The sequence below is a fragment of the Pseudomonas sp. 22526 genome (genome assembly GCF_052044735.1).
Taxonomy (GTDB): Bacteria; Pseudomonadota; Gammaproteobacteria; order Pseudomonadales; family Pseudomonadaceae; genus Aquipseudomonas; species Aquipseudomonas piscium.
On record NZ_JBQENK010000003.1, the window covers coordinates 339,367 to 363,460 of the forward strand.

A 24,094-nucleotide genomic window follows, 5' to 3' on the forward strand; every position below is an offset into this window, starting at 1 on the left:
CGAGGGGCTTACCCCTCGCGCAGTACTGTCAGCGGGCTGGCATTCAATGCCCGGCGCGTTCCGTAGACACCGGCACCGCCGATCAGCAGGGCGCCGATAACGGGCAGGAGCAGCAGCCAGGGATGTGGATGCCAAGGCAGGTCGAAGGCAAACCGATACATCACCAGGCTCACCAGTTCCGATCCCAATGCGGCCAGCAGCCCGCTGACGGCTCCCAGCAGCCCGAACTCGATACGCCGGGCCTTGACCAGTAATTGTCGTTCCGCCCCCAGTGCTCGTAGCAGGGCGCCCTGACGAATACGCTCGTCCAGGGTGGCCTGCAGGCCGGAAAACAGCACGGCCATGCCGGCAGCGAGTACAAACAGCAGCACGTATTCCACGGCCAGGGTGACCTGGGCCAGGATGCTGCGCAGTTGTTCGAGCAAGGCCTCCACTTGCAGGATGGTCACTGCCGGGAAGGCCCTGGACAGCTCGACCACCTGCTGGTCGTGACCCGCAGCCAGATAGAAGCTGGTCAGGTAAGTGGCGGGCAGATCCCGCAGCGTGCCCGGCTGAAAGATCATGAAGAAGTTGGGCTGGAAATTGTCCCAGTTGATTTCCCGCAGGCTGGTCACCCTGGCCTCGCGATTGACCCCGCCGACGCTGAACGTCATCTGGTCGCCGAGTTTGAGTTTCAGACTTTCGGCCACCTGGGCCTCGACCGAGACGCCAGGCAAATCCCCTTCGGGTTGTTGCGTCCACCACGAGCCGCTGGTGATCTTGTTGCCCGCTGGCAGATCCGCGGCCCAGGTCAGGCTCAAATCCCGCTGCACGGCGCGGTCGCCACTGGAGTCCTTGCTGACGATTTCCCGGACCGCTTCGCCGTTGATGCTGATCAGTCGCCCTGGCACTACCGGATACAGGGGCGCAGAAGGGGCGGAAAGCGCCACCAGCTTGTCGGTGAAGGCCTGTTTGTCCGCGGGCAGGATATTCAGGGCGAAATAGTTCGGCGCGTTTTTGGGCAACTGGTTTTGCCAGGTGTCGAGCAGCTCTCCACGCAACAGCGCAATCAAGGCCATCGACAGCAGGATCAAGCCGAAGGCTAGGGATTGCCCGGCAGCGGCCAGGGGATGTCGCAGCAACTGGCCCAACCCCAGGCGCCATGGCAGCGACGCCTTGGCCAGCAAACGACGCAGACTCTGCAGAGCCAGCAGCAGTAAGCCACCCAGAACCAGGGCGGCAATGACGCCGCCGCCGAGCAAGGCGAAGGTCAACAGCAGATCCAGGCTCAGGCGCCACATGATCAGGCCCAGGGCCAGCAAGGCGGCGCCATAGACCATCCAGGTGCTTGGGGGGATCGGCAGCAGGTCACGACGCAGCACCCGCAACGGCGGGACACGCCCCAGCGCCGCCAGGGGCGGCAAGGCGAAACCTCCAAGCGCCACCAGGCCGGTACCAATACCGGCGACAGCGGGGAGCCATCCGCCGGGAGGCACATCGGTGGGCAGCAGGTCATGCAGCAGGTAAAACAGCCCAAGCTGGGCGAGCCAGCCGAGCAACGCGCCGACGATGCTGGCCAGGATGCCGAGCAGGGCCAGTTGCAGGGTAAACAGCAGCATGGTTTCCCGGCGGGACAGGCCCAGGCAGCGCAGCAGGGCGCTGGCGTCGAAGCGGCGGGAGGCGAAACGCGCAGCGGACAGGGCAACCGCCACGCCTGCCAGCAGTACTGCCACCAGACTGGCCATGTTCAAGTAGCGTTCGGCCTTGCCCAGGGCTCCGCCGATCTGGCGGTTGCCATCTCGGGCATCCTGCAAGCGCTGGTTGGCCGCAAGGCCTGGCTTGATCAGTTGGCGATAGGTTTCCAGGGCGCTTCCCGGACCGCGCCAGAGCTCCTTGTAACTGACCCGGCTGCCCGGTTGCACCACGCCGGTGGCGTTCAGGTCGCTCAGGTTAATCAACACCCTGGGAGTCAGGCTATAGAAGTTGCCGGCGCGATCCGGTTCGTAAGTCAGTACCCGGCTCAGGCGCAGGGTTTTCATGCCGACGTCGATGCTGTCGCCGATTTTCAGGTCCAGCGCGGTCAACAATCGGGCTTCGACCCAGGCTTCGCCTGGTTGCGGACCGCCGCCGATTTCTTCCGCTGCATATGGGGCCGGGGCGCTTTTCAGCTGGCCGCGCAGCGGGTAGGCGTCGTCCGCGGCCTTGATACTGGAAAGCTGGATGCCATTGTCGGTGGCGATCACACTGGAGAACTCCACCACCTGCGCATGTTGCAGGCCCAGTTCCCGGCCGCTTTGTATCTGTTCGGGCCTTGCCGGAGAGCTGCTTTCAAGCAGCAGGTCCGCGCCGAGAAACTCCGTGGCGCGCAACAGCATCGCGCCATTGAGGCGCGCACCGAAATAGCCGATGGCGGTGCTGGCGGCTACCGCCACCACCAGGGCGAAGAACAATACCCGCAGCTCTCCGGCGCGGGCGTCGCGCAGAAGTTGGCGAACGGCAAGGCTGAACAGGCGCAACAGCGGCAGACGTGCCATCAAGGCTCCAGGGGGGTGACCAGCAGGCCAGCTTCAAGGCGGATCAGGCGCCGACAACGATGGGCCAGGCGTTCATCGTGAGTAACCAGCACCAGCGTCGTACCGCTTTCCTTGTTCAGGTCGAACAGCAGGTCGCTGATGCGCTCGCCGGTATGGCTATCGAGGTTGCCGGTCGGCTCGTCGGCGAACAGCACGTCAGGTTCGGCGGCGAAGGCGCGGGCGATGGCCACCCGCTGTTGTTCGCCACCGGAGAGTTGGCGAGGCGAGTGACTCAGGCGTTGCCCGAGTCCGACGCGCTGGAGCAGTTCGGTCGCGCGTTCGCGGGCATCCCGGCGGCCGTCCAGCTCCATGGGCAGCATGACGTTCTCCAGGGCATTGAGGCTGTCGAGCAGTTGGAACGACTGGAAGACGAAACCCACATGCTCGGCGCGGATTCGGGCGCGCTGGTCTTCGTCCAATGTGCCGAGGCTGCGACCGGCCAGGGTGACCTCACCGCTGCTGGGCAGGTCGAGCCCGGCCAGTAGGCCGAGCAGGGTGGATTTTCCGGAGCCGGAACTGCCGACGATGGCCAGGCTGTCGCCTTTGTTCAGTTCCAGGCTGAGTTCGTGCAGGATGGTCAGTTCACCTTCCGCGCTGGGAACCACTTTGCTAAGGTTCCGCGCAGTGAGAATGCTTGCGCCCATGGAGAATCCGATGCGTGTGTGGTTTTTGAGTGCTGGCCTGGCCTTGATGTGCATGGCCCAGAACGCAGCGGCGGGTACAGTCCTGATCGTTGGCGATAGTATCAGCGCGGCTTTCGGCCTGGATACCCGGCAGGGGTGGGTGGCATTGCTCGAGCAACGGCTCAAGAGTGAAGGTTTCAACGATAAGGTGGTCAATGCTTCCATCAGCGGCGACACCAGCGCAGGTGGCCAGGCGCGGCTGCCGGCGCTGCTTGCAGAGCACAAGCCGGAGCTGGTGATTCTCGAGTTGGGCGGCAACGATGGCCTGCGCGGGCAGTTGCCCACGCAATTGCAACAAAATCTTGCTTCGATGATCGACAGCTCCAAGGCCAGCGGTGCCAAGGTGCTGTTGCTTGGCATGCAGCTGCCCCCCAATTACGGCGTGCGTTACACCCAGGCGTTTGCCGAGGTGTACAGCAAGCTCGCGAATGAAAAGAACATAGCGCTGGTGCCGTTTTTTCTGGAAGGGGTCGGCGGTAATCCCGAGCTGATGCAGGCCGATGGCATCCACCCCGCGGTCGCTGCTCAGGGCAAGTTGCTGGAAAATGTCTGGCCGACGCTAAAACCGCTGCTTTGACGCTTTTCTACCGGCAGTGTTTCGGCTAATGTGGCGCCCCCGATTTGGAGCCCCCGATGCCGCGTCCCGCCTGGTCCCTGTTTGCCTACCAACTGATCGAGCCTGACGAACAGCTCGACCTGTTCGCCTGCCAGGAAGTCCGGGTGCATCTGGTGACGCGTCAGCTGGAGTTGGGCGGCTCTGCCGATCGCACGTTGTGCGGCACCTTGCTGCCCGCGCAACCGCGCTGGTCGAGTGTCGACCGGACGATTTTCCAGGACCAGCGCCTGTGTCCGTTGTGCCGGGCGATCCTCGAATCGCAAAAGCGCGGCACGCCACCGATCTGGCCAGAGTTGCGTTTCGAGCTGTAAGGCAGCAAGTTCTCGCCCGGCTCCCTTCTTGCGCTGATGCAGCTGTCGCTCCCGCAGCCACGGGGGCGGGTGTACAATCACTTTTTTTACTCGTTGATCATGCGAAGGATTTTCCGGATGTTGCCGCGCTTTCCTGTCGTCACCCGTTGCCTGACGCTTGCCGCCTTCTGTGTGGCCGGCCCCGTTGCCGCATTGGAACTGCCTCTACCTCCACCGGGCGAAGATATCGTCGGTCAGGTACAGGTGATCAAGGCCAAGTACGAAGACACCTTTGCCGACCTGGGCACGACCTACGACCTGGGCTATTACGAGATGGTCGCGGCCAACCCGGGAGTCGATCCCTGGTTGCCGGGCGCGGGCACCGAAGTGGTGTTGCCGACGCGCTTCATCCTGCCGCCGGGACCGCGTGAAGGCATCGTGATCAACCTGGCCGAATATCGCCTGTACTACTACCCGAAAGGGCGGAACGTGGTGTACACCTTCCCCCTGGGTATCGGCAGGGAAGGTTGGGGATCGCCGATCGCCCATACCAGCATTGTCGCCAAGACTCCGAACCCGACCTGGACTCCGCCTGCCTCGATCAAGGCCGAGCACGCCGCCGACGGTGACCCGCTGCCAAACGTGGTGCCGGCAGGGCCGGACAACCCCTTGGGGCCATTCAAGTTCACCCTGGGCACGCCGGGTTACCTGATCCACGGTTCGAACAAGAAGTTCGGTATCGGCATGCGTACCAGCCATGGCTGCTTCCGGATGTTCAACAACAACGTCCTGGAAATGGCGAGCATGGTGCCGGTGGGGACATCGGTGCGCATCCTCAACGATCCGTACAAGTTCGGTATCAGCGCTGGCAAAGTCTACCTGGAGGCCCACACGCCACTGGATGACAAGGGCAATCCGTCGGTCGTGGACAAACACACCGCGGTGATCAACGCTTTGCTCAAGCGTGAAGACCTGGCCAATAACCTGCGGATGAATTGGGATGTAGTGCGCGACGTGGTGGCGGCCGAAGACGGTTTGCCAGTAGAGATTGCCATACCGACCAATGCACCCGTGGTATCGGCGGTGCCTATCGATATGCAGCAGTAACGGCTGGAACAGCAACCCGTCGACGCTTCAGGGTGTCGACGGGTTTTTTATTGCCGCAAGAAAACCAGGGCAATAAAAAAGCCGACCCAATAAATGGGTCGGCTCGATAACAATCCCGAGGGATTATTACTTGCGGCTAGCTTTTTCCAGCATACGCAGAGCGCGCTCGTTAGCTTCGTCAGCAGTCTGTTGTGCTTTTTGAGCAGCAGCCAGAGCTTCATCAGCTTTACGGTAGGCTTCGTCTGCACGAGCCTGGGCACGAGCTGCTGCGTCTTCAGTTGCAGTCAGACGAGCTTCGGTTTCTTTGGATACGCTGCTGCAACCGGTAGCCAGAACTGCGGCCAGAGCCAGAGCAGAGAATTTCAGAACGTTGTTCATCGTGTTCCCCTTCAAGGACTTTCTATTAAGTAGCTATCTCATCCGAGTGATGAAATGGCCGGCGTACATACTACCCATTACTTGTAGTAAGTAAACTGACGTAGCGCAAGAAGCAAAAAAAATTCTAGGCGTTGAATCTTTTTCGAGCAACTTTTTATTGATCTGTATAAAAAATACGCAACCTTGTCACCCTGTTGGGAGGCTGCGCTTGTTAACCGCATCTGCCGCAGAGTCCCTTTGCACGGCGTCCGCGGAGTGTAGGCTAAAGTCTATCTATATCGATTCGTCTACACTTTTGTTCAGAATCTGTGGGGCGCCTCACGCATCTTTGTCCATGTTGAGGTGACTTTAAATGGGTGGGCTCGTCTTAAATCTCAACATCCGGCGATGTTCAGGTTGTTGATCATCAGGTGGTTTGATCGAGCGCTTTGCATGTATCCGGGAACAGGTCCGGGGGGAAGCATCGACACTAAACTGGCCTGATGCCAGTAGCTTGAACACAAGCGTCCCTTGAGCATTGGTGCCAATGGTGCCTACTATTTGAAACGTGCTCGGTCATGCGAGAGCGGCAAGCTCTCCTCGGTGTCCTGACAGGCACGGGGTGGCGTAGTTGTTCCTTCGCCGGAAAAACATCGGTAAGGTAGGGGTCAGAATTCAAGACCCGCGAGGAGTAGTGATGAGCGAGGCGTTGTCCATCCACCATGACCAGGCTGGTCATCAATTCGAGACCAATGTGGACGGTCATCGTGCCTACCTGACCTATATGGACCTGGGTAAGCAGACCCTGGATATTTATCGGACGTTCGTGCCTAACGCGCTGCGCGGCCGTGGTATTGCCGCGGCACTGACCGAGCAGGCGTTGGAATATGCTGACCGCATGGGCTACACGGTGATTCCGTCGTGCTCATACGTGGAGCGCTACATGGAGCGCCATCAGCGCCACGCCGCGAAACTCTGAGCGGGTACACCAAAAAAAAACGCCGGGCTTGGCCCGGCGTTTTTGTGTCCGCGATATGGGATCAGGTGCGAACCCGTTTTGGCAGGACGTCCTTGAGCTTGGCGTGCATGCTGCGCAAGGTTTTCTCGGTGCTTTCCCAGTCGATGCAGGCATCGGTGATCGACACGCCGTATTGCAGTTCGGCCAGGTCCTTGGGAATCGCCTGGCAGCCCCAGTTCAGGTGGCTTTCGACCATCAGACCGATGATCGACTGGTTGCCTTCGAGAATCTGGTTGGCCACGTTCTCCATCACCAGCGGCTGCAAGGCCGGGTCCTTGTTGGAGTTGGCGTGGCTGCAGTCGACCATGATGTTCGGCTTGATCTTCGCTTTGTTCAACGCCTGCTCGCAGAGGGCGACGCTGACCGAATCATAGTTCGGCTTGCCATTGCCGCCGCGCAGAACCACGTGACCGTAGGCATTGCCCTTGGTGGTGACGATGGATACGCCGCCTTCCTGGTTGATGCCGAGGAAGCGGTGAGGGCTGGAAACCGATTGCAGGGCGTTGATGGCAACGGTCAGGCCGCCGTCGGTGCCGTTCTTGAAACCTACCGCCGAGGACAGGCCGGAAGCCATCTCACGGTGGGTCTGGGATTCGGTGGTACGTGCGCCAATCGCCGACCAGCTGATCAGGTCCTGCAGGTATTGCGGGGAGATCGGGTCCAGCGCTTCGGTGGCGGTTGGCAGGCCCATCTCGGCCAGGTCCAGCAGCAGCTGGCGACCGATGTGCAGACCGTCCTGGATCTTGAACGAGTCGTCCAGGTACGGGTCGTTGATCAGGCCTTTCCAGCCAACGGTGGTCCGCGGTTTCTCGAAGTACACGCGCATCACCAGATAAAGGGTGTCGGAGACTTCGGCGGCCAGGACTTTCAGGCGCTCGGCATACTCGTGGGCAGCCTTGATGTCGTGGATCGAGCAAGGGCCGATGACGACGAACAGGCGGTGGTCGGTGCCGTCGAGAATATTGCGGATCACTTCGCGACCCTTGGTTACGGTGCGCAGGGCGACGTCGCTCAGCGGGATGTCACGCTTGAGCTGGTCGGGAGTGATCAGGGTTTCGTTGGAGGCGACGTTAAGGTCGTTGATCGGTAAATCAGCCATCGTGTTACTCGTCAGGTCACGGGTGCCGGCCGCCAGCGATCCCCGCGCGGCGGTGCACAGCGGATTTAAGCGCGTCGGGGAGCCGAACCTTAGCGCGTTACACCGGGGCTCGACAATGGGCAGAGGCGGGTTTAATCCAGCGCTGGCTGCATAAAAGCCTGGTGAACCCGGTCGTGGGAGAACTCGGCGGCGTGCTGTTCGACCCATTGCTGGGCCAGGGCTTCGATCTGTCGCTGCTCGGCCTGGGGCTCATGCAGGTGGCAGTAGTGGGCGATCTGGCATACCTGCTCGCTCATCCGGGCACGGAACAGGGTTTGTTCGTCGATGAAGGCGATCCCCACCAGATAGCCGCGCTTGCGTCGCAGGCACCAGGCCACATAGCCGTTGTAGCGGGCATTTTCACCGAGCGTGGGGATCCGTACTTCCAGGGCAGTGCCGCAGCGCCAGGCACGGTGATAATTGCAAGCCATGCCACCGAGGCTGATAGTGTGCAACCGTTGACGCGAAATGCATGCGTGCGTGCGTAAGGTCAGCTCAACCGGAACATCGTCAGGATGAGGAATGAAACGTCCCATGAACGCGGACTCCGAGTGTCAGCTATGTGACATTGTTTCCCCCAGTATAGTGGTCGAATTGGAGCTGACTGATTTCGATATCGATCAGCGGCTGTTGGCGATGAGCGGTATTTCGCTGCTGATATTCACCAGCGTCGGCTGTGCCAGCTGTCGTTGGGCCCGGCAGCAGTTGCCCGGCTTCGATCTGCCGATCGAGCGCTTGTGCTGGGTCGATGCGGGGAACAATGGCGGCGCGGTCGAGCGTTATCAGGTGTTTCACTTGCCGGCACTGTTCGTGGTGCGCGACGGTGAGTTTTATGGGGCCTTACAGTCGCGCCTGACACCCGGCGAGCTCAGCGAGCGTCTGGCCCAGGCGCTGAACCGAATTCCAGAGGAGTTGCCTTGATGGAAGCAGTCCACACGCCGCGAATCGGCATTATCGGTACCGGAGCGATAGGTGGTTTCTACGGGATGTTGCTGGCGCGAGCCGGCCTGGATGTGCATTTCCTGCTGCGCAGTGAATTCGCCGCGGTCACCGAGCATGGTTTGCAACTGCATAGCGCGGTGCATGGTGAGCTGAGCCTGAACCCGGTCCAGGCCTATGCCAGTGCCGAAGACATGCCGCCCTGCGATTGGCTGCTGGTGGGGGCCAAGACCACCAGCAACGCCGAGCTGGCTCCGGCGATCCTTCGCGCGGCGGCTCCCGGCGCCAAGGTGCTGTTGCTGCAGAATGGCCTAGGTGTGGAAGACGGCTTGCGCGACCTGCTTCCCGACTCGGTGCATCTGTTGGGTGGCCTGTGTTTTATCTGCGTGCACCGTGCCGGGCCCGGGGTGATCGAGCATCAGGCCTTGGGCGCGGTGAACCTGGGTTACCACAGTGGCCCGGCAGCGCAGGACGAGTCGCAGCGCCAGGCAATAGTGGAAGAGGGCGCCGCGCTGTTCCGCAAGGCCGGTATCGGCTCCCAGGCCATGGCCAACCTGCAGCAGGCGCGCTGGCAGAAACTGGTGTGGAACGTGCCGTATAACGGTTTGTCGGTATTGCTCAACGCCAGCACCACGCCGCTGATGGCCGATGCCGACAGCCGCGAGCTGATTCAGGCGTTGATGCGTGAAGTGGTGCAAGGCGCCCTGGCCTGTGGTCACAGCATGCCGGACGGCTATGCTGAGCACTTGTTCAAGGTGACCGAAAACATGCCGGACTATTGGCCGAGCATGTACCACGACTACCGGCACAAGCGTGCGCTGGAGTTGTCGGCCATCTACGCCGCGCCACTGGCTGCGGCCAGAGCGGCGGGATGCGAGTTGCCGAAAATGGAAGCCTTGTATCAGGCGTTGAGTTTCATCGACCGGCATAACGGTTGATCGCAGCATCGGGGGGATGCGATATGGCAAAGGGCTTGGGCGGTAAACTGGTGGTGGCGATTTCGTCGCGGGCCCTGTTCGACCTCAGTGAAAGCCACAAGGTCTATCTGGCCGAGGGGGTCGAGGCCTATCGCAAGTATCAGATCGATCACGAGGAGGAATCCCTCGAACCGGGCGATGCTTTCCCCCTGGTGAAAAAACTCTTGAGCCTCAATGCCAGCCTCGGCCGTGCGCGGGTCGAGGTGGTTCTGGTTTCGCGTAACAGTGCCGATACGGGCCTGCGGGTCTTCAACTCGATCCAGCATTACGGCCTGGATATTTCCCGGGCCGCGTTTGTCGGTGGGCGCAGCCCTTATCCCTACCTCGCGGCCTTTGGCTGCGACCTGTTTCTTTCCACCCACGCCGAAGATGTGCGCAGCGCACTGGACGCCGGGTTTGCCGCGGCGACCATTCTTTCCGGTGGCGCCCGGCGCGCTGCCAGCGCCGAATTGCGGATCGCTTTCGACGGCGACGCCGTGCTGTTTTCCGATGAGTCGGAGCGGGTCTATCAGCTCGGTGGCCTGGAAGCCTTCCAGGCCAAGGAGCGCGAGTCCGCCCGCGAGCCGTTGCGTGGCGGGCCGTTCAAAGGCTTCCTGGCCGCGCTCAACCTGTTGCAGCGCGAGTTCCCCGACGATGGTTGTCCGATCCGCACCGCCCTGGTGACGGCACGTTCGGCACCGGCCCATGAGCGGGTGATCCGCACCCTGCGCGAATGGGATATCCGCCTCGACGAATCGTTGTTCCTGGGCGGCCTGGAGAAGGCTGCCTTTCTCGAAGCCTTCGCCGCCGATGTGTTCTTCGACGATCAGGCGGGCCATTGCGAACTGGCTCGCGAAGTGGTCGCCACCGGCCATGTACCCCATGGCATCAGCAACGAAACCAAGGTTTAGCTCAATGTTCACGGGCTTGCGCGGGACGTCGTAGTCGCCTTGGCACTGCTAAGCTGAATCAATCTCCGCCATATTGGCAGTCGAGGAGGTCATATGATTCGTTCGATGCTGTATGCCACTGACCTCGGTCTGTATGCACCCTACGTGATGCAACATGCCCTGGAGCTGGCTCGAACATTCAATGCCGACTTGCACGTGGTTCATGCGGTGGAGCCCATGGGGCTGTTTGCCGAATCGGTGTTGCAGAGTTATCTCGACGAGCAGGCCCTGAATGAGTTTCACAGTCAGGGCCTGAGCACGGTGATGGCGAATATCGAACAACGGGTGCTCGACAGCTTTCGCGAAGAGTTGGGGGAGGGCATGCAGGATCTCGCGCTGATTCAGTCGGTCAGGGTCTTTCAGGGGGATCCCTCGCAAGTCATTCTCGAACAGGCGTCGAAACTCTCCGTGGATTTGTTGATCGTAGGAAGTCACAGCCATGGGGCGGGCGGTGAAACTCCATTGGGCAGGACAGCCGCCAGGGTTCTGCAACTGGCCAAGGTTCCAGTTTATCTGGTGCCCTTGGTGCAGCGTCGGCGGTTCGGAGATATCTGACTCAGTTATTGGAATTTTCTTAATAAAAGTTCTAGATTTATTCTTCGAACCATTAATATAGTTATATACCGTCGCTGATGCCCGTGGCGTCTACCTGCTTTGAGGGATTCATATGAAGCTTCAACAATTGCGCTACATCTGGGAAGTGGCGCACCACGACCTCAACGTCTCCGCTACAGCCCAAAGCCTTTATACGTCGCAACCGGGTATCAGCAAGCAGATCCGCCTGCTCGAGGACGAGCTGGGGGTCGAGGTATTCGCTCGCAGCGGCAAGCACCTGACCCGGGTCACCCCGGCTGGCGAACGTATCATCACCACCGCTGGCGAGATCCTGCGCAAGGTCGAAAGCATCAAGCAGATCGCCCAGGAATTCTCCAACGAGAAGAAGGGCACCCTGTCGATCGCCACCACCCATACCCAGGCTCGTTATGCCTTGCCGCCGGTGATCAGCAGCTTCATCAAGCAGTACCCGGATGTGGCGCTGCACATGCATCAGGGTTCGCCGATGCAGATCGCTGAAATGGCCGCCGATGGCACCGTCGACTTCGCCATCGCCACCGAAGCGCTGGAGCTGTTCGGCGATCTGGTGATGATGCCGTGCTACCGCTGGAACCGTTGCGTGGTAGTACCACAGGGCCACCCGCTGACCAAGCTGCCGAAGCTGACCCTGGAAACCCTCGCCGAATACCCGATCGTGACTTACGTGTTCGGTTTCACCGGCCGTTCCAAGCTCGACGAAGCCTTCAGCCATCGCGGCCTGACGCCGAAGGTGGTATTCACCGCCGCCGACGCCGACGTGATCAAGACTTACGTGCGCCTGGGCCTGGGTGTGGGCATCGTTGCCAAGATGGCGGTCGATACCAAGCTCGACAGTGACCTGGTGGTACTGGATGCCAGCGAACTGTTCGAGTCGAGCATCACCAAGATCGGTTTCCGTCGCGGCACTTTCCTGCGTGGCTTCATGTGCGACTTCATCGAGAAGTTCGCGCCGCACCTGACGCGCGAAGTGATGGCCAAGGCCATTCAGTGCCACAACAAGCAGGAACTCGAAGAGCTGTTCGACGGCGTCGAACTGCCTGTCCACTAAGTCGGGTTTACTTGACCTCGGTGACAGCGAACTGTTGCCGAGCGCCCGCGACGACGATCTCCAGCTCATCCCCCTCGAACTTGCCCAGCAGGCCTTTGCCCAGCGGTGAACGAGGGGTGATGACGGTCACCGGTTGCCCCACCACCTCGACCTTCAGTCCCGCCCCATCCGGTGCCAGGAACAGCCATTGTTCGTGGCCGTTTTCGTCCTCGAGCCCCAACAGTGCACCGACCTGAATGCCGACCTGTTCGTCGTACGGGCGCAGGGTCAGGTTCTGGCAGAGCGCCAGGGCCTGCCTGATTTCCTCGACGCGCCTGGCCTGGCCGGCGGCGAGATAGGACGCCTCGAGCCCCAGGGTGTCGTATTTGTTTTCGGCAATGTTCTCTTCGTGGGTCGCTGCCTCATAGGCGGTCTGCGCCGCACGCTGGGCGATATCCAGATCGCCGCGGAGCTTGTCGAGAATCAGTTGGTGGACCGTATGCTTGTTCATGATCAATCGCAGAATTGCAGGACGTTGGCCCGGCTCTTTTCGCTCGGCGCCGTCTGGTCTTGTTGCAACCAGAACTGGCATTTCGGGTTGGACTGGTTGCGCAGATTGCTGCGCGCATTATCCAGGGCCTGCTGCTGTTCGTTCTTGCGCAGGTTTTCCTGGTATTGCTCGAACATGCGGTTGGATGCGGCCGACTCCGCGCTGGGTGGTTTCGCCAGCTGTTGCACGGCCTGGGCGACGGGCGCCAATTGCTGGTCGAATACAAACCGCCAGGCCAGCCAGCAGGTCAGGGCGATTGCCAGAAAACCCAGCCACAATCCCAGGGCAATACTGCCGCTGAGCTGAAGTGCGTTTACGCTGATACGTAATGATCGACGGGGTGTCGGGCGATAGGGCATGGCAGCCTCCTGGCAGGCGGTGTCGGCAAGCCGTGATTGTCGCACGAAGATTATCGGCGTTGGCTCTTCTGTCTGTAGCGATTTATGCGGACAATCGGCGCTTTTGCCAAACGGAGCCCGGAATGAAAGCCTCCTGGGATATTTTCTGCAGCGTCGTCGACAACTACGGCGATATCGGCGTGACCTGGCGGCTGGCCCGGCAACTGGTGGCCGAGCATCAGTGCGCGGTGCGGCTGTGGGTGGATGACCTGCGGGCCTTCGAGCGTTTGTGTCCGCCGATCGATGTCGCCTTGCCTCAGCAATGGCAGGAAGGCGTCGATGTGCGCCACTGGCCGGCCGAGTGGTCGCCGGTGGCGGCTGCCGATGTGGTGATCGCGGCCTTTGCCTGCCAGTTGCCACCGGCTTACATGGAGGCGATGGCCGAGCGTGAGCGCACGCCCTTGTGGTTGAACCTCGATTACCTCAGCGCCGAGGCCTGGGTGACCGGCTGCCACGGCCTGCCCTCGGTGAAGTTCAAGGGGGTGCAGAAGTACTTCTTTTTCCCTGGCTTTCAAGCCGGCACCGGTGGCTTGCTGCGCGAGGCGGGGTTGTTGGAGCGGCGCAAGGCGTTTCAGCAGGATCCGCTGGCCCGGCAAGGTTTCCTTGAAGGGCTGGGCGTATTTGCCGCACCCGACGCACGCCTGATGTCGTTGTTCGCCTATGAGAACGTCGGCCTGGCCAGTTGGCTGGAAGCGCTGGCTGCCGACTCGCGGGCTACCCATCTGCTGGTCCCCGAAGGGCGGATCCTCGGTGACGTGCAAAACTGGCTGGGGGGCGAGGCGCTGGCGGCGGGGGCGGTGCAGGTCCGTGGGGCTTTGACGGTGCAGGTGTTGCCATTCGTCCGACAGGAGGAATACGACCAGCTCCTGTGGTCCTGCGATTTCAACGCGGTACGCGGCGAGGACTCGTTCGTGCGCGCGCAGTGGGCCGGCCGGCCGATGCTCTGGCACATTTATCAACAGGACGAAGACATCCACCTGGACAAGCTCGACGCCTTTCTCGAGCTTTATACACAGGGGTTGTCGCCAGAGGCCAAGGCGGCGCTGATCGACCTGTGGCGGGCCTGGAATGCCGGGGGCGAGATGGCGCAAGGCTGGAAAAAACTGCTGGAACACTGGCCGGAAGTGACCGTTCACGCCGAAAACTGGTGTCTGGAACAGGGCTCGCAGCCCGATCTTGCTGCGGCGCTGGTGCAGTTTTACCTAAATTGGATATGATACGCGGCCTAGATTTTTGTAAATCCCATCCAAATTCGGATATTCGCAATGAAAACTGGTAAAGAACTCAAACCCGGTACCGTGATCCGTATCGACAACGATCCTTGGCTGGTTCAGAAAGCTGAATTCACCAAGTCCGGTCGTAACAGCGCGATCATGAAGACCAAGCTGAAGAACCTGCTGACCGGTTACAAGACCGAAACCGTTTACGGTGCGGACGACAAACTGGACGACGTGATCCTGGATCGCAAAGAAGCGACCCTGTCGTTCATCAGCGGCGACACCTACACGTTCATGGACACCACCGACTACACCATGTACGAGCTGAACGCTGAAGACATCGAAGCCGTTCTGCCGTTCATCGAAGAAGGCATGACCGACGTTTGCGAAGCCGTGTTCTTCGAAGACCGTCTGGTTTCCGTTGACCTGCCGACCACCATCGTGCGCCAGGTTGACTACACCGAAGGTTCCGCTCGCGGCGACACTTCGGGCAAGGTGATGAAGCCTGCCAAACTGAAAAACGGTACCGAGCTGAGCGTTGCAGATTTCGTTGAAATCGGCGACTGGATCGAGATCGACACTCGCGACGGCGGCTCCTACAAAGGCCGCGCCAAGGTTTAAGCTTCTGCTTGAACTCTCGCGTACAAAAAAGCCCGACCATCGAGTCGGGCTTTTTTGTGGCCGAAGATCAGTGACAGCCTTACTTCAGATGTTGCTTGAGCTCTTCGCTGGCTTGCAGCAGGGCCGAGCGCACCGCGGGTACCTGGCTGACCACGTTGAGCAGACCGTAGTCGTGGATCATCCCGTTGTAGCGCACCGAGGTCACGGTCACGCCGGCTTCGTCCAGCTTGCGGGCATAGGCTTCGCCTTCGTCGCGCAGCACATCGGCACCGGCCGTCTGGATCAGCGCGGGAGGCAGGCCCTTGAGCTGGGCGCTGGTGGCGCGCAACGGTGAGGCATAGATCTCGTTACGCTGCCGGGCGTCGGTGGTGTAGTTGTCCCAGAACCACTTCATCATGTTTTTGCTGAGGAAGTGCCCCTCGGCATACTGGTTATACGACGCCGTCTCGAAATTCGCGTCGGTCACCGGCCACAGCAGCAGCTGGAAGCGGATCGCCGGCGTGCCCTTGTCCTTGGCCATCAGGCTGACCACGGCCGCCATGTTGCCGCCGACGCTGTTGCCGGCAACCGCCAGGCGCTTGCCGTCGACGTTGATTTCCTGGCCATGCTCGGCCACCCATCGGGTCGCCGCGTAAGCCTGATTGATCGCCACCGGGTAATGAGCTTCCGGAGACGGCGTGTAATTGACGAACACCGCCGCCGCCCCGGAGCCCACCACCAGATCCCGAACCAGCCGCTCGTGGGTCGGGAAATCTCCCAGCACCCAGCCGCCGCCGTGGAAAAACATGAACACCGGCAACGTGCCTTTCACCCCGGCCGGCCTGACGATAGTCAGGCTGATGTCCTGGCCGTCGACCTTGATGGTCTTCTGGCTGACATCCGCCTTGGGCAGTGTCAGCTTGATCCCGGCCTGGGCGCCGACCAGCACGGCCCGGGCCTCTTTCGCCGTCATCTGTTCCATCGGCTTGCCGCTGCCGGCGTTCAAGGCGTCGAGGAACGCCTGGGTGTTGTGTTCGACCCCGCCTTCGGCGAAGGCCGTGTTGATGGACAGGGCGAGAAGGTTACCGGTCAAGACCTTGCTGAAAGTGTTCATGTTCGTCTCCTGGGCGGTGCGGGCGCTGGTGCGCGGCAGGGTTAGACAGTCACGTGCAGACGTACGTCGACGTTGCCGCGGGTGGCGTTGGAGTAAGGGCAGACCTGGTGAGCCGCTTCGACCAGGGACTGCGCATCGCTCTGTTCAAGACCCGGCAGGCTGATATGCAGGTCGATGTCCAGGCCGAAGCCGCCAGGAATCTGGCCGATGCCGACATGGGCGGTGATCGAGGCGTTGTCCGGGATCTTGCGTTTGCTCTGGCTGGCGACGAATTTCAGGGCGCCGATAAAGCAGGCGGAGTAGCCGGCGGCGAAGAGTTGTTCAGGGTTGGTGGCCTGGCCGCCGGCACCACCGAGTTCTTTGGGGGTGGAGAGTTTGACGTCGAGGATGTTGTCGCTGGAGACGGCGCGACCATCACGGCCACCGGTTGCGGTTGCGACTGCGGTATAGAGAGTTTGCATGGTGTGAGCCTCTTGGGTTTCGAAGTTTTGCGCTAAATATTTGCGCGCTAAGTAAGTGCGAAATAAATGTATCGCTCAAATATTTTGTGCGCAAGATAATTTTTGGGGAAAAATTTGAAAATGCTTGCCGACAGCCCAGATTTTTTGGCTAAGCGAATGATTTAAATAATATTTCTATCGAGAAAATTTTTTCGTTGGCACGCTGTTGGCGGCGTCGAAACAGGAGGGATCGCGAGCAAGCGCTCCTGCAGGAGGGGCAGGGCCTGCTCGCGAGAGGCCGTTAAAGGCTGTCTTGCAGATGGCCGCGCAGGTTCAGCAGGTCGGCCTGCAGTTTGCGCAGTTGCTCCAGGGTCAGGCCGCTGGCGCCGAGGATGCATTGGGGAACGCCGCGCGCCCGGCCATGCAGGGCTCGGCCTTGCTCGGTCAGTTCGATGATCACCACCCGTTCGTCTTCGCGGCTGCGGGTACGGCTCAGCAGTCCCTCGGCCTCCAGGCGCTTGAGCAAAGGCGTCAATGAGCCGGGATCGGTCAGCAGCCGGCTGCTGATCTCGCCGACGGTCAGGCCGTCCTGCTCCCAGAGCACCATCATGGCCAGGTACTGGGGATAGGTCAGGCCCAGCTCCTGCAACAGCGGTTTGTAGACTTTGGTCATCAGCAGCGAAGTCGAGTGCAGGGCGAAGCACAGCTGGTTGTCCAGCAGCAGATCGTCGCATTTTTCCGGGGTGGAGCCTTTGGTGTTCATGGTCGGGCCTTGATCGATACTCGCCCTGAATCTAGCGGGCGAATCTTTAATGCGCCAGATAATTTTCGCGGGCTTTCAACCCATGGCGCTCTGCAGGGCCAGATCCCAGGGCGGAATCGGGCTGAAGCGGGTCTTCAGGTATTCCAGCAACAGACGGCTGCGGGCGTTGGTGTGCTGTTCCAGGCGCAAGGCATAGATGCCGGCGCTTTCCGGTTTGGGCAGGCCGGTTTCGCAGAACAGCGGCAACAGTTCACCGCGCAACAGGTATTCGCTGGCCAGCCAGGTCGGCAGGTGGGCGATGCCCAGCCCGGCCAGGGCGCCGGACAACAGGGCCTCGGCATTGTTGGCGCTCAGGCGGATGCGTTGGGGGCGGTGGGTCTGCAACTGGCCGTCCAGTTCGAAGCGCCAGGCGAACAATGGGGCCAGGCCGTCCCAGTCCAGGCCGTCGTGCTGGCTCAGCTCGGCGGGATGGACCGGGGTGCCGCGAAGCTTGAGGTAGGCCGGGCTGGCGCAGGCGATGCGCACGATGCTCGCCAGTGACGTCGCCACCATGCGGGTATCGACCCTTTGCCCGGCGCGCAGTACCAGGTCGACCTTGCCCAGGTGCGAACCCTGCATGTCGACGAAGCTGTCGATCAGGTGCAACTGCACATCCAGCCCCGGATAGAGCATCAGGAAATCGGCGATCGCCGGTGCCAGGTGTCGTCGGCCGAACGCCGCAGGAGCATCGATGCGGATCAGGCCTTCCGGCGCGTGGCTCAAGGACACGGCTTCCGCCCGGGCCAGTTGCAGTTCGGCGACGATGCGCCGGGCGCGTTCGGCGAAGGCCTGGCCAGCCGCGGTGGCCACCACCGCGTGGGTGGTGCGCATGAACAGCTTGCTGCCGACCGCGTTTTCCAGGCTGTCGATACGCCGGGCCACCGCCGAAGGGGTCAAGGGATGCCGGCGCGCAGCGGCGGAAAAACTCCCGGCTTCCAGGACATCGAGGAACAGACCGAGCTGGTCGGTGAGGGCGTTGGGGTTCATGGCGGGCATTTGCCTGTGCGAAATTGGCAAAGCCATTGTGCGTTGCTGTGCGTTTCCGCACCAGAGCCGACTGCGTAGCATGCAAGGCCTGAGGTGAGGAGAGCGGCGGTGATCGATTTAGCGATGTATGTGGTGTTGGGCGCGGCGCTGGGCACGGTGGGCGGTTTGTTCGGGATTGGCGGCGGCCTGATTGCGATTCCGGTGCTGGGCGTGCTGTTCGGGCTGGACCAGCAGATCGCCCAGGGCACGGCGTTGGTGATGGTGGTCCCCAACGTGATGCTGGCGCTATGGCGTTATCACCAGCGCAACCGGATCGAGGCGCGGCATGCGCTGCCCTTGGCCCTGATGGGTTTCTGTTTTGCCTGGCTCGGTTCGATCTGGGCGGTGGGCATCGATGCCCAGGTCATGCGGATCGGTTTCGTCGCGTTCCTGGTGGCCTTGTCCGCCTACAACCTGTTGCGCATGTTCCTGGCCAATGCCCCGGCTTCGGCGCAGATGCGTTATCCCTGGCCGTGGCTCGGTGTGCTGGGGGCGGCTTCCGGGGCCATGGGCGGGCTGTTCGGGGTCGGTGGCGCGGTGGTTGCCACGCCGGTGCTGACCAGCGTGTTCGGCACCACCCAGGTGGTCGCCCAAGGGTTGTCGCTGGCCCTGGCCCTACCCAGCACCGGCGTGACTCTGGTCACCTACGGGGTGCATCAGGAAGTAGACTGGATGATCGGCCTGCCGCTGGCGGCGGGTGGCCTGCTGAGCATCAGTTGGGGGGTGAAAATCGCCCACGCGCTGCCCGAGCGGATGCTGCGCGGGCTGTTCTGCGGCTTCCTGGTGGTCTGCGCGGTGATGCTCGCCTTTAAGGTTTGAAGCCTTCGACTATGTGCTCGGCCAGGCATTCGGTGATGGGCGAGGGCGTGTTGAGATTGCGCACCAGCATGATGCTGGCTTCGGGCAACAGGGGCAGGTCTTCGGCGGCGCCCAGGATGCGCAGGTCCGGGGTGATCAGACTTTCCAGTTGCGCGGTGATCGCCAGGCCGGCGCTGACCACGGCCATCAGGGCGGCCAGGCTGGAGCTGTTATAGGCGATGCGATAGTCGCGCCCGGCGGCGTCCAGCGCATTGCACGCCCACTGCCTGCAGAAGCAATCGCTGTTGAACATCGCCAGGGGCAGCGGCGTCTGTTCGTGAGGGCAGAAACCCTGAGCCTCGGCCCAGACGAAACGCTCCTTGCGCAGCAACTGGCCGATTTCGCTGCCCGGCTCGCGGGTGACGATGGACAGGTCCAGGTCCTGGCGCAGCAGCAGTTGCTTGGACGACTCGCAATGCACCTCGATCTGGATCAAGGGATAGGCCTGGGCAAAGCGCGACAGGATCCCCGGTAGAAAGCGCATTACGTAATCGTCCGGCGTACCGATGCGCACGGTACCGACCATGTGCGGTTCGCGCAGGGTGTTGAACACCTCGCTGTGCAGTTTCAGGATGCGCCGCGCGTAACCCAGCAGCACCTGGCCCTCGGCGGTCAGGCGCACTTGCCGGCCCTCACGCTGGAACAGCTGGCGCTGCAGCACATCTTCCTCGAGCCGCTTCATCTGCATGCTCACCGCGGACTGGGTGCGATTGACCTGTTCCCCGGCCTTGGTGAAACCGCCCTGATCGGCGATGGCGACGAAGGTGCGCAGGACCTCGGTATCAATGCTTGGGTAACTGGACAATTCATCAAACTCCGAGATGTATTGCATAAGAAACATTCGTTGGATTGATCTTAGTCCTGGGTGGAGACTTGAGCCATCCCCACTGGAGGGCAAGACGATGAAAGGTCAAAAAGGTTTTGTACTGGCTCACAGGTTTGCATGGCATGGCGTTTCCGTGCGGCACCTGCTGCAGAGGATTGTCCGCTGGCATGAGCTGCGCCGTGAACGGATCATGCTGGCCGGCATGAGTGACGAGGCGCTGAAGGATATCGGCCTCAGTCGCGCGGATGTGGAACGGGAGACCGTGCGGCCATTCTGGGACGATCCGATGCACAAATGAGCGTCAAAGCGCTACACAAGCCACTTCCCACTGAGGTAGTTTGCGGGTAGACAAGGAGATTGCCATGCCCGCAGAACTGTCCTTTTCCCTCAAGCAGGCTCGGCGTCTGGCGTTGGCCGCCCAAGGTTTTTCCGGGCGGCCGCTGCCTGCGACGATCAGGCCGGCTCAGGTCAATCGCCTGATCACGCGCCTGGGCATCCTGCAGATCGATTCGGTCAACGCCCTGGTGCGCTCGCACTACCTGCCGCTGTTTTCCCGCCTTGGCGATTATCCCGCGCAACTGCTGGACCAGGCCGCCTGGAGCCAGGGGCGACAACGCACGCTGTTCGAATACTGGGGGCACGAAGCTTCGTTGCTGCCGCTGTCGCTGTACCCGCTGATGCGCTGGCGCATGCAGCGGGCCAGCCAGGGGCAGGGGATCTACCAGCAGTTGGCGCGTTTCGGCCAGGAGCAGCAGGCGACTATCCGCCGGGTGCTGGCCGCGGTCGAGGAGCAGGGCGCCCTCGGCGCGGGCAGCCTGTCGACCCGCGAGGAGCGCGCCGGTCCCTGGTGGGACTGGAGCGCGGAGAAGCATGCGCTGGAATGGCTGTTCGCCGTCGGTGAGGTGACGGTCGCCGGCCGGCGTGGGTTCGAGCGCTTGTACGACTTGCCGGAGCGGGTGATTCCTTCGAGCATCCTGGAGCATTCGCCGCTCAGCGAGGCCGACGCCCAGCGCGGTTTGCTGCTGCACGCCGCCAGCGCCCTGGGCGTGGCCACCGAGAAAGATCTGCGCGACTACTTTCGCCTGGAGCTGGCAGACAGCCGGGCGCGCCTGGCGGAGTTGCTAGAGGGTGGCGAGCTGCTGGCCTGCGAGGTGGAAGGCTGGAAGCAAGCGGCCTATTGCCTGCCAGAGGTGAAGGTGCCGCGCAGCGTGCCGGCCAGCGCCTTGCTTTCCCCCTTCGACTCGCTGATCTGGGAGCGCAGCCGCACCGAGCGCCTGTTCGATTTCCGCTATCGCCTGGAGATCTACACACCGCAGCACAAGCGGGTGTATGGCTATTACGTGTTGCCGTTTCTGCACCACGAACGGATCGCCGCGCGGGTCGACCTGCGGGCAGAAAGGGCGCAAGGGCGCCTGGCGGTGCATGCCGTGCATGAGGAAGAGCAGGGGCTGGACGAGCAGGGGATGCAGGCGCTGGCGAGCAGCTTGCGGGATATGGCCAATTGGTTGGGGCTGGCCGACGTCCAGCTCAATTGCCCGAGGGCCAGTGCCCAGCGCTTGCGTGGCTTTCTTTGAGCCTATCGCGAGCAAGCTCGCTCCTACATAAAGTACGCCGCCTNTTGCTCGCGATAGCGATCTGGATGATCGAGCGCTACAGGTTCAACGCTTGACCTGTTTCAAGGTCTCGGCAATCAGGAACGCCAGCTCCAGCGACTGATCGGCATTCATCCGCGGGTCGCAATGGGTGTGGTAGCGATCCGACAAAGCATCTTCGGTAATCGGCCGCGCACCACCGATGCATTCGGTGACGTTCTGCCCGGTCATCTCGATGTGGATACCGCCGGCATAACTGCCCTCGGCCTCGTGGACCTGGAAGAACTGCTTCACCTCATTGAGGATCTGCGCGAAATCCCGGGTCTTGTAGCCGCTGCTGGCCTTGATGGTGTTGCCATGCATCGGGTCGGAGCTCCACAGCACCTTCTTGCCTTCGCCTTCCACCGCGCGGATCAGCTGCGGCAGATGGTCGCCGACCTTGTTCGCGCCCATGCGCACGATCAGGTTCAGGCGGCCCGGGTCGTTGTCCGGGTTGAGGATGTCGATCAGGCGGATCAGCTCCTCGGTGTTCATGCTCGGGCCCACCTTGACCCCGATCGGGTTATTCACCCCGCGCAGGAATTCGACGTGGGCGCCGTCGAGCTGGCGGGTGCGATCGCCGATCCACAGCATGTGCGCCGAGCAGTCGTAATAGTCGTTGGTCAGGCTGTCGCGACGGACGAAGGCTTCTTCATAGTTCAGCAGCAGCGCCTCGTGGGCGGTGAAGAAACTGGTCTCGCGCAACTGCGGCGAGCTGTCCATGCCGCAGGCGCGCATGAAGGCCAGGGTTTCGTCGATGCGGTCGGCCAGCTGGCTGTACTTCTCGGCCAGGGCGGAGTTGGCGATGAAGTCCAGGTTCCATTTGTGCACCTGATGCAGGTCGGCAAAACCGCCCTGGGCAAAGGCGCGCAGCAGGTTCAGGGTGGCGGTGGCCTGGTGGTAGGACTGCAGCAGGCGGTCCGGGTCCGGCACCCGGCTTTTTGCGTCAAAGCCTATGCCGTTGACGATGTCGCCGCGGTAGGCCGGCAGGGTCACGCCATTGATGGTTTCGTCATTGGCCGAGCGCGGCTTGGCGAACTGGCCGGCCATGCGCCCGACCTTGACCACCGGGCAACCGGCGGCGAAGGTCATGACGATCGCCATTTGCAGCAGGACCTTGAAGGTGTCGCGGATCTTCGCCGCGGAGAACTCGGCAAAGCTCTCGGCGCAATCGCCGCCCTGCAGCAGAAAGGCGCGGCCCTGGGTCACCTCGGCAAACTGGCGGCGCAACTCCCGGGCTTCGCCGGCAAACACCAGCGGCGGGTAACTGGCCAGGGTCTGCTCGACCTGCAACAGGTGTGCGGCGTCGGGGTAGGCGGGTTGTTGCTGGATCGGCAGGGCGCGCCAGCTGTCAGGGCTCCAGGGTTGGCTCATCATGGACTCGGGGGTTTTTAAGGTCGGACAGGCATGTTAGCAGCAATTAGTGCGTGACCTGTTCCCGCCGGTTCGCGGACAATCGCGCCTTTCCCGCTCGGCGCCGAGCGGCCGGTTTATCGCGATGGCGAGGTTGAGCCCCGTCGCGGCTAGGAGAAGAGATGACTGAGGAGCGCGTCGAGCGTCTGCTCGCCGAAGTGCACGATGAGTTCGGCATGATCCGGGTGTTCGAAGTGGCGGATTACCGCTTCCTCGAATTTGGCGATGCCATCGAGCAGAGCTGCGTGTTCACCGCCGACCCGAGCTGGCTGGAGTACGACTACACCCGGGCCATGCTGATCGGCGCGCTGTGCCATGAGCAGCCCGAGAGCGCGCTGTTTCTCGGCCTGGGCGCCGGCACCCTGACCCAGGCCTGCCTCAAGTTCCTGCCGCTGGAAGATGTCGAGGCCATCGAACTGCGCCCGGACGTACCGCGCCTGGCCATCGAGTACCTGGGGCTGGATGACGATCCGCGTCTCTATATCCGGGTCGGCGATGCGCTCGAACTGCTGGACAGCGCCGAGTCGGCGGACCTGATTTTCGTCGACCTGTACACCGACGTCGGGCCGGGCGTCGGGCACCTGGCCTGGGGCTTCCTGGAGAACTGCCAGAAACGCCTCAACCCGGGCGGCTGGCTGGTGATCAACCAGTGGGCCACCGACGATGGCAAGCCACTGGGCGCGGCCTTGCTGCGCGGGCTTTACCACCGGCATTACTGGGAGCTGCCGGTGAAGGAGGGCAATGTGATTCTGATCGTGCCGTCCGACCTGGACCAGGATCTGGACATGGGCGGCCTGAGCGCCCGGGCCGAGGCGCTGGCGCCGCGCCTGGGGTATTCGTTGCAGTCGTTGATCAAGTGCATCCGGCCGGCGACCTGAGTCGGCTGGCCGCTTCGCGGATCGCGGGCAAGCCTCGTTCCTACAAGGATTGTCCGCATCTGTAGGAGCGAGGCTTGCCCGCGATAGGACCTCACATTCACCGCGGGTCCAGAC

Annotated in this window: 28 protein-coding genes; 15 read left to right on the plus strand and 13 right to left on the minus strand. The window is 61.9% G+C overall.

The window, feature by feature from the left end:
• Positions 1-8 precede the first annotated feature (8 nt).
• Together ACTJKT_RS06405 and ACTJKT_RS06410 are read right to left on the minus strand one after the other, a co-directional pair.
• A complete protein-coding gene (locus tag ACTJKT_RS06405) occupies positions 9-2,513 on the minus strand; it encodes an ABC transporter permease (RefSeq protein WP_440786535.1) in 2,505 nt (834 codons plus the stop codon).
• A complete protein-coding gene (locus ACTJKT_RS06410) occupies positions 2,513-3,196 on the minus strand; it encodes an ABC transporter ATP-binding protein (RefSeq protein ID WP_053280317.1) in 684 nt (227 codons plus the stop codon). The genes ACTJKT_RS06405 and ACTJKT_RS06410 overlap by 1 nt, the downstream gene beginning before the upstream one ends.
• A gap of 10 nt (positions 3,197-3,206) precedes the next feature.
• On the opposite strand from ACTJKT_RS06410, the gene ACTJKT_RS06415 reads away from it, so the two are divergent.
• The 3 genes from ACTJKT_RS06415 (at position 3,207) to ACTJKT_RS06425 (ending at position 5,248) form a co-directional block, all read left to right on the plus strand.
• On the plus strand, positions 3,207-3,812 hold the full coding sequence (locus ACTJKT_RS06415) for an arylesterase (RefSeq protein ID WP_025805500.1): 606 nt from the start codon (positions 3,207-3,209) through the stop codon (positions 3,810-3,812).
• 56 nt (positions 3,813-3,868) lie between these two features.
• A complete protein-coding gene (locus ACTJKT_RS06420; protein WP_007931378.1) occupies positions 3,869-4,162 on the plus strand; it encodes a hypothetical protein in 294 nt (97 codons plus the stop codon).
• Positions 4,163-4,279: 117 nt separating this feature from the next.
• Complete coding sequence (locus ACTJKT_RS06425; protein ID WP_009044964.1) at positions 4,280-5,248, plus strand: L,D-transpeptidase family protein; 969 nt, start codon at positions 4,280-4,282, stop codon at positions 5,246-5,248.
• 126 nt (positions 5,249-5,374) lie between these two features.
• Here the strand turns inward: ACTJKT_RS06425 and oprI are convergent, their stop codons facing one another.
• Entirely contained in the window at positions 5,375-5,626 is a 252-nt protein-coding gene (gene oprI / locus ACTJKT_RS06430; RefSeq protein WP_003448337.1) for an outer membrane lipoprotei OprI, read from the minus strand.
• A 676-nt stretch (positions 5,627-6,302) separates the two neighbouring features.
• On the opposite strand from oprI, the gene ACTJKT_RS06435 reads away from it, so the two are divergent.
• Entirely contained in the window at positions 6,303-6,584 is a 282-nt protein-coding gene (locus ACTJKT_RS06435; RefSeq protein ID WP_007931380.1) for a GNAT family N-acetyltransferase, read from the plus strand.
• A 61-nt stretch (positions 6,585-6,645) separates the two neighbouring features.
• Here ACTJKT_RS06435 and ACTJKT_RS06440 read toward each other — a convergent pair whose 3' ends face one another.
• Both ACTJKT_RS06440 and ACTJKT_RS06445 read right to left on the minus strand, forming a co-directional pair.
• Positions 6,646-7,722 carry a 3-deoxy-7-phosphoheptulonate synthase gene (locus ACTJKT_RS06440; protein ID WP_025805498.1) on the minus strand — a complete coding sequence of 359 codons (1,077 nt, stop codon included), beginning with the start codon at positions 7,720-7,722 and terminating at the stop codon, positions 6,646-6,648.
• 131 nt (positions 7,723-7,853) lie between these two features.
• The gene (locus tag ACTJKT_RS06445; RefSeq protein ID WP_025805497.1) at positions 7,854-8,297 is read right to left on the minus strand and encodes a PilZ domain-containing protein; all 444 of its coding nucleotides are present in this window, start codon (positions 8,295-8,297) and stop codon (positions 7,854-7,856) included.
• Between ACTJKT_RS06445 and ACTJKT_RS06450 the strand changes: the two genes are divergently transcribed.
• The 5 genes from ACTJKT_RS06450 (at position 8,296) to cysB (ending at position 12,248) form a co-directional block, all read left to right on the plus strand.
• The gene (locus ACTJKT_RS06450; RefSeq protein ID WP_440786536.1) at positions 8,296-8,682 is read left to right on the plus strand and encodes a thioredoxin family protein; all 387 of its coding nucleotides are present in this window, start codon (positions 8,296-8,298) and stop codon (positions 8,680-8,682) included. The two genes, ACTJKT_RS06445 and ACTJKT_RS06450, sit on opposite strands and share 2 nt — an antisense overlap.
• A complete protein-coding gene (locus tag ACTJKT_RS06455; RefSeq protein ID WP_440786537.1) occupies positions 8,682-9,638 on the plus strand; it encodes a putative 2-dehydropantoate 2-reductase in 957 nt (318 codons plus the stop codon). Before ACTJKT_RS06450 ends, ACTJKT_RS06455 begins: the two co-directional genes overlap by 1 nt.
• Positions 9,639-9,661: 23 nt before the next feature.
• The gene (locus ACTJKT_RS06460; protein WP_007931385.1) at positions 9,662-10,567 is read left to right on the plus strand and encodes a 5'-nucleotidase; all 906 of its coding nucleotides are present in this window, start codon (positions 9,662-9,664) and stop codon (positions 10,565-10,567) included.
• Positions 10,568-10,660: 93 nt separating this feature from the next.
• Complete coding sequence (locus tag ACTJKT_RS06465; protein ID WP_009050130.1) at positions 10,661-11,161, plus strand: universal stress protein; 501 nt, start codon at positions 10,661-10,663, stop codon at positions 11,159-11,161.
• A gap of 112 nt (positions 11,162-11,273) precedes the next feature.
• On the plus strand, positions 11,274-12,248 hold the full coding sequence (gene cysB, locus ACTJKT_RS06470; protein ID WP_007931387.1) for an HTH-type transcriptional regulator CysB: 975 nt from the start codon (positions 11,274-11,276) through the stop codon (positions 12,246-12,248).
• A 7-nt stretch (positions 12,249-12,255) separates the two neighbouring features.
• Here the strand turns inward: cysB and ACTJKT_RS06475 are convergent, their stop codons facing one another.
• Both ACTJKT_RS06475 and ACTJKT_RS06480 read right to left on the minus strand, forming a co-directional pair.
• The gene (locus tag ACTJKT_RS06475; protein ID WP_169914517.1) at positions 12,256-12,738 is read right to left on the minus strand and encodes a GreA/GreB family elongation factor; all 483 of its coding nucleotides are present in this window, start codon (positions 12,736-12,738) and stop codon (positions 12,256-12,258) included.
• 2 nt (positions 12,739-12,740) lie between these two features.
• Positions 12,741-13,136, minus strand: a complete 396-nt coding sequence (locus ACTJKT_RS06480; protein WP_440786538.1) for a hypothetical protein — start codon at positions 13,134-13,136, stop codon at positions 12,741-12,743.
• Between the two features lie 122 nt (positions 13,137-13,258).
• On the opposite strand from ACTJKT_RS06480, the gene earP reads away from it, so the two are divergent.
• Positions 13,259-14,392, plus strand: coding sequence for an elongation factor P maturation arginine rhamnosyltransferase EarP (gene earP, locus ACTJKT_RS06485; protein ID WP_440786539.1), 1,134 nt, complete (start codon positions 13,259-13,261; stop codon positions 14,390-14,392).
• A 48-nt stretch (positions 14,393-14,440) separates the two neighbouring features.
• A complete protein-coding gene (locus ACTJKT_RS06490; protein ID WP_023966275.1) occupies positions 14,441-15,013 on the plus strand; it encodes an elongation factor P in 573 nt (190 codons plus the stop codon).
• Between the two features lie 79 nt (positions 15,014-15,092).
• On the opposite strand, the gene ACTJKT_RS06495 is transcribed toward ACTJKT_RS06490, so the two are convergent.
• From ACTJKT_RS06495 to ACTJKT_RS06510, 4 genes are all read right to left on the minus strand, one after another.
• Entirely contained in the window at positions 15,093-16,106 is a 1,014-nt protein-coding gene (locus ACTJKT_RS06495) for an alpha/beta hydrolase (RefSeq protein WP_440786540.1), read from the minus strand.
• A gap of 41 nt (positions 16,107-16,147) precedes the next feature.
• On the minus strand, positions 16,148-16,567 hold the full coding sequence (locus tag ACTJKT_RS06500) for an organic hydroperoxide resistance protein (RefSeq protein WP_009044954.1): 420 nt from the start codon (positions 16,565-16,567) through the stop codon (positions 16,148-16,150).
• A gap of 280 nt (positions 16,568-16,847) precedes the next feature.
• Positions 16,848-17,309, minus strand: coding sequence for a MarR family winged helix-turn-helix transcriptional regulator (locus tag ACTJKT_RS06505; protein WP_025805489.1), 462 nt, complete (start codon positions 17,307-17,309; stop codon positions 16,848-16,850).
• A gap of 75 nt (positions 17,310-17,384) precedes the next feature.
• Positions 17,385-18,335, minus strand: coding sequence for a LysR family transcriptional regulator (locus tag ACTJKT_RS06510; RefSeq protein WP_016704328.1), 951 nt, complete (start codon positions 18,333-18,335; stop codon positions 17,385-17,387).
• A gap of 108 nt (positions 18,336-18,443) precedes the next feature.
• Here ACTJKT_RS06510 and ACTJKT_RS06515 point away from each other — a divergent pair, with 108 nt between their 5' ends.
• Positions 18,444-19,193, plus strand: coding sequence for a sulfite exporter TauE/SafE family protein (locus ACTJKT_RS06515; protein ID WP_025805487.1), 750 nt, complete (start codon positions 18,444-18,446; stop codon positions 19,191-19,193).
• On the opposite strand, the gene ACTJKT_RS06520 is transcribed toward ACTJKT_RS06515, so the two are convergent.
• Entirely contained in the window at positions 19,183-20,037 is an 855-nt protein-coding gene (locus ACTJKT_RS06520) for a LysR substrate-binding domain-containing protein (RefSeq protein WP_440786596.1), read from the minus strand. The genes ACTJKT_RS06515 and ACTJKT_RS06520 overlap by 11 nt on opposite strands.
• Positions 20,038-20,134: 97 nt before the next feature.
• On the opposite strand from ACTJKT_RS06520, the gene ACTJKT_RS06525 reads away from it, so the two are divergent.
• Positions 20,135-20,356 (plus strand): DUF1127 domain-containing protein, encoded by a 222-nt coding sequence (locus ACTJKT_RS06525; RefSeq protein WP_025805485.1) that lies wholly within the window; start codon positions 20,135-20,137, stop codon positions 20,354-20,356.
• Positions 20,357-20,420: 64 nt separating this feature from the next.
• The gene (locus tag ACTJKT_RS06530) at positions 20,421-21,632 is read left to right on the plus strand and encodes a winged helix-turn-helix domain-containing protein (RefSeq protein ID WP_440786542.1); all 1,212 of its coding nucleotides are present in this window, start codon (positions 20,421-20,423) and stop codon (positions 21,630-21,632) included.
• Between the two features lie 84 nt (positions 21,633-21,716).
• Here the strand turns inward: ACTJKT_RS06530 and ACTJKT_RS06535 are convergent, their stop codons facing one another.
• The gene (locus tag ACTJKT_RS06535) at positions 21,717-23,063 is read right to left on the minus strand and encodes a class II 3-deoxy-7-phosphoheptulonate synthase (protein ID WP_440786543.1); all 1,347 of its coding nucleotides are present in this window, start codon (positions 23,061-23,063) and stop codon (positions 21,717-21,719) included.
• A gap of 161 nt (positions 23,064-23,224) precedes the next feature.
• On the opposite strand from ACTJKT_RS06535, the gene ACTJKT_RS06540 reads away from it, so the two are divergent.
• A complete protein-coding gene (locus tag ACTJKT_RS06540) occupies positions 23,225-23,980 on the plus strand; it encodes a spermidine synthase (protein ID WP_440786544.1) in 756 nt (251 codons plus the stop codon).
• Positions 23,981-24,094: the final 114 nt, after the last annotated feature.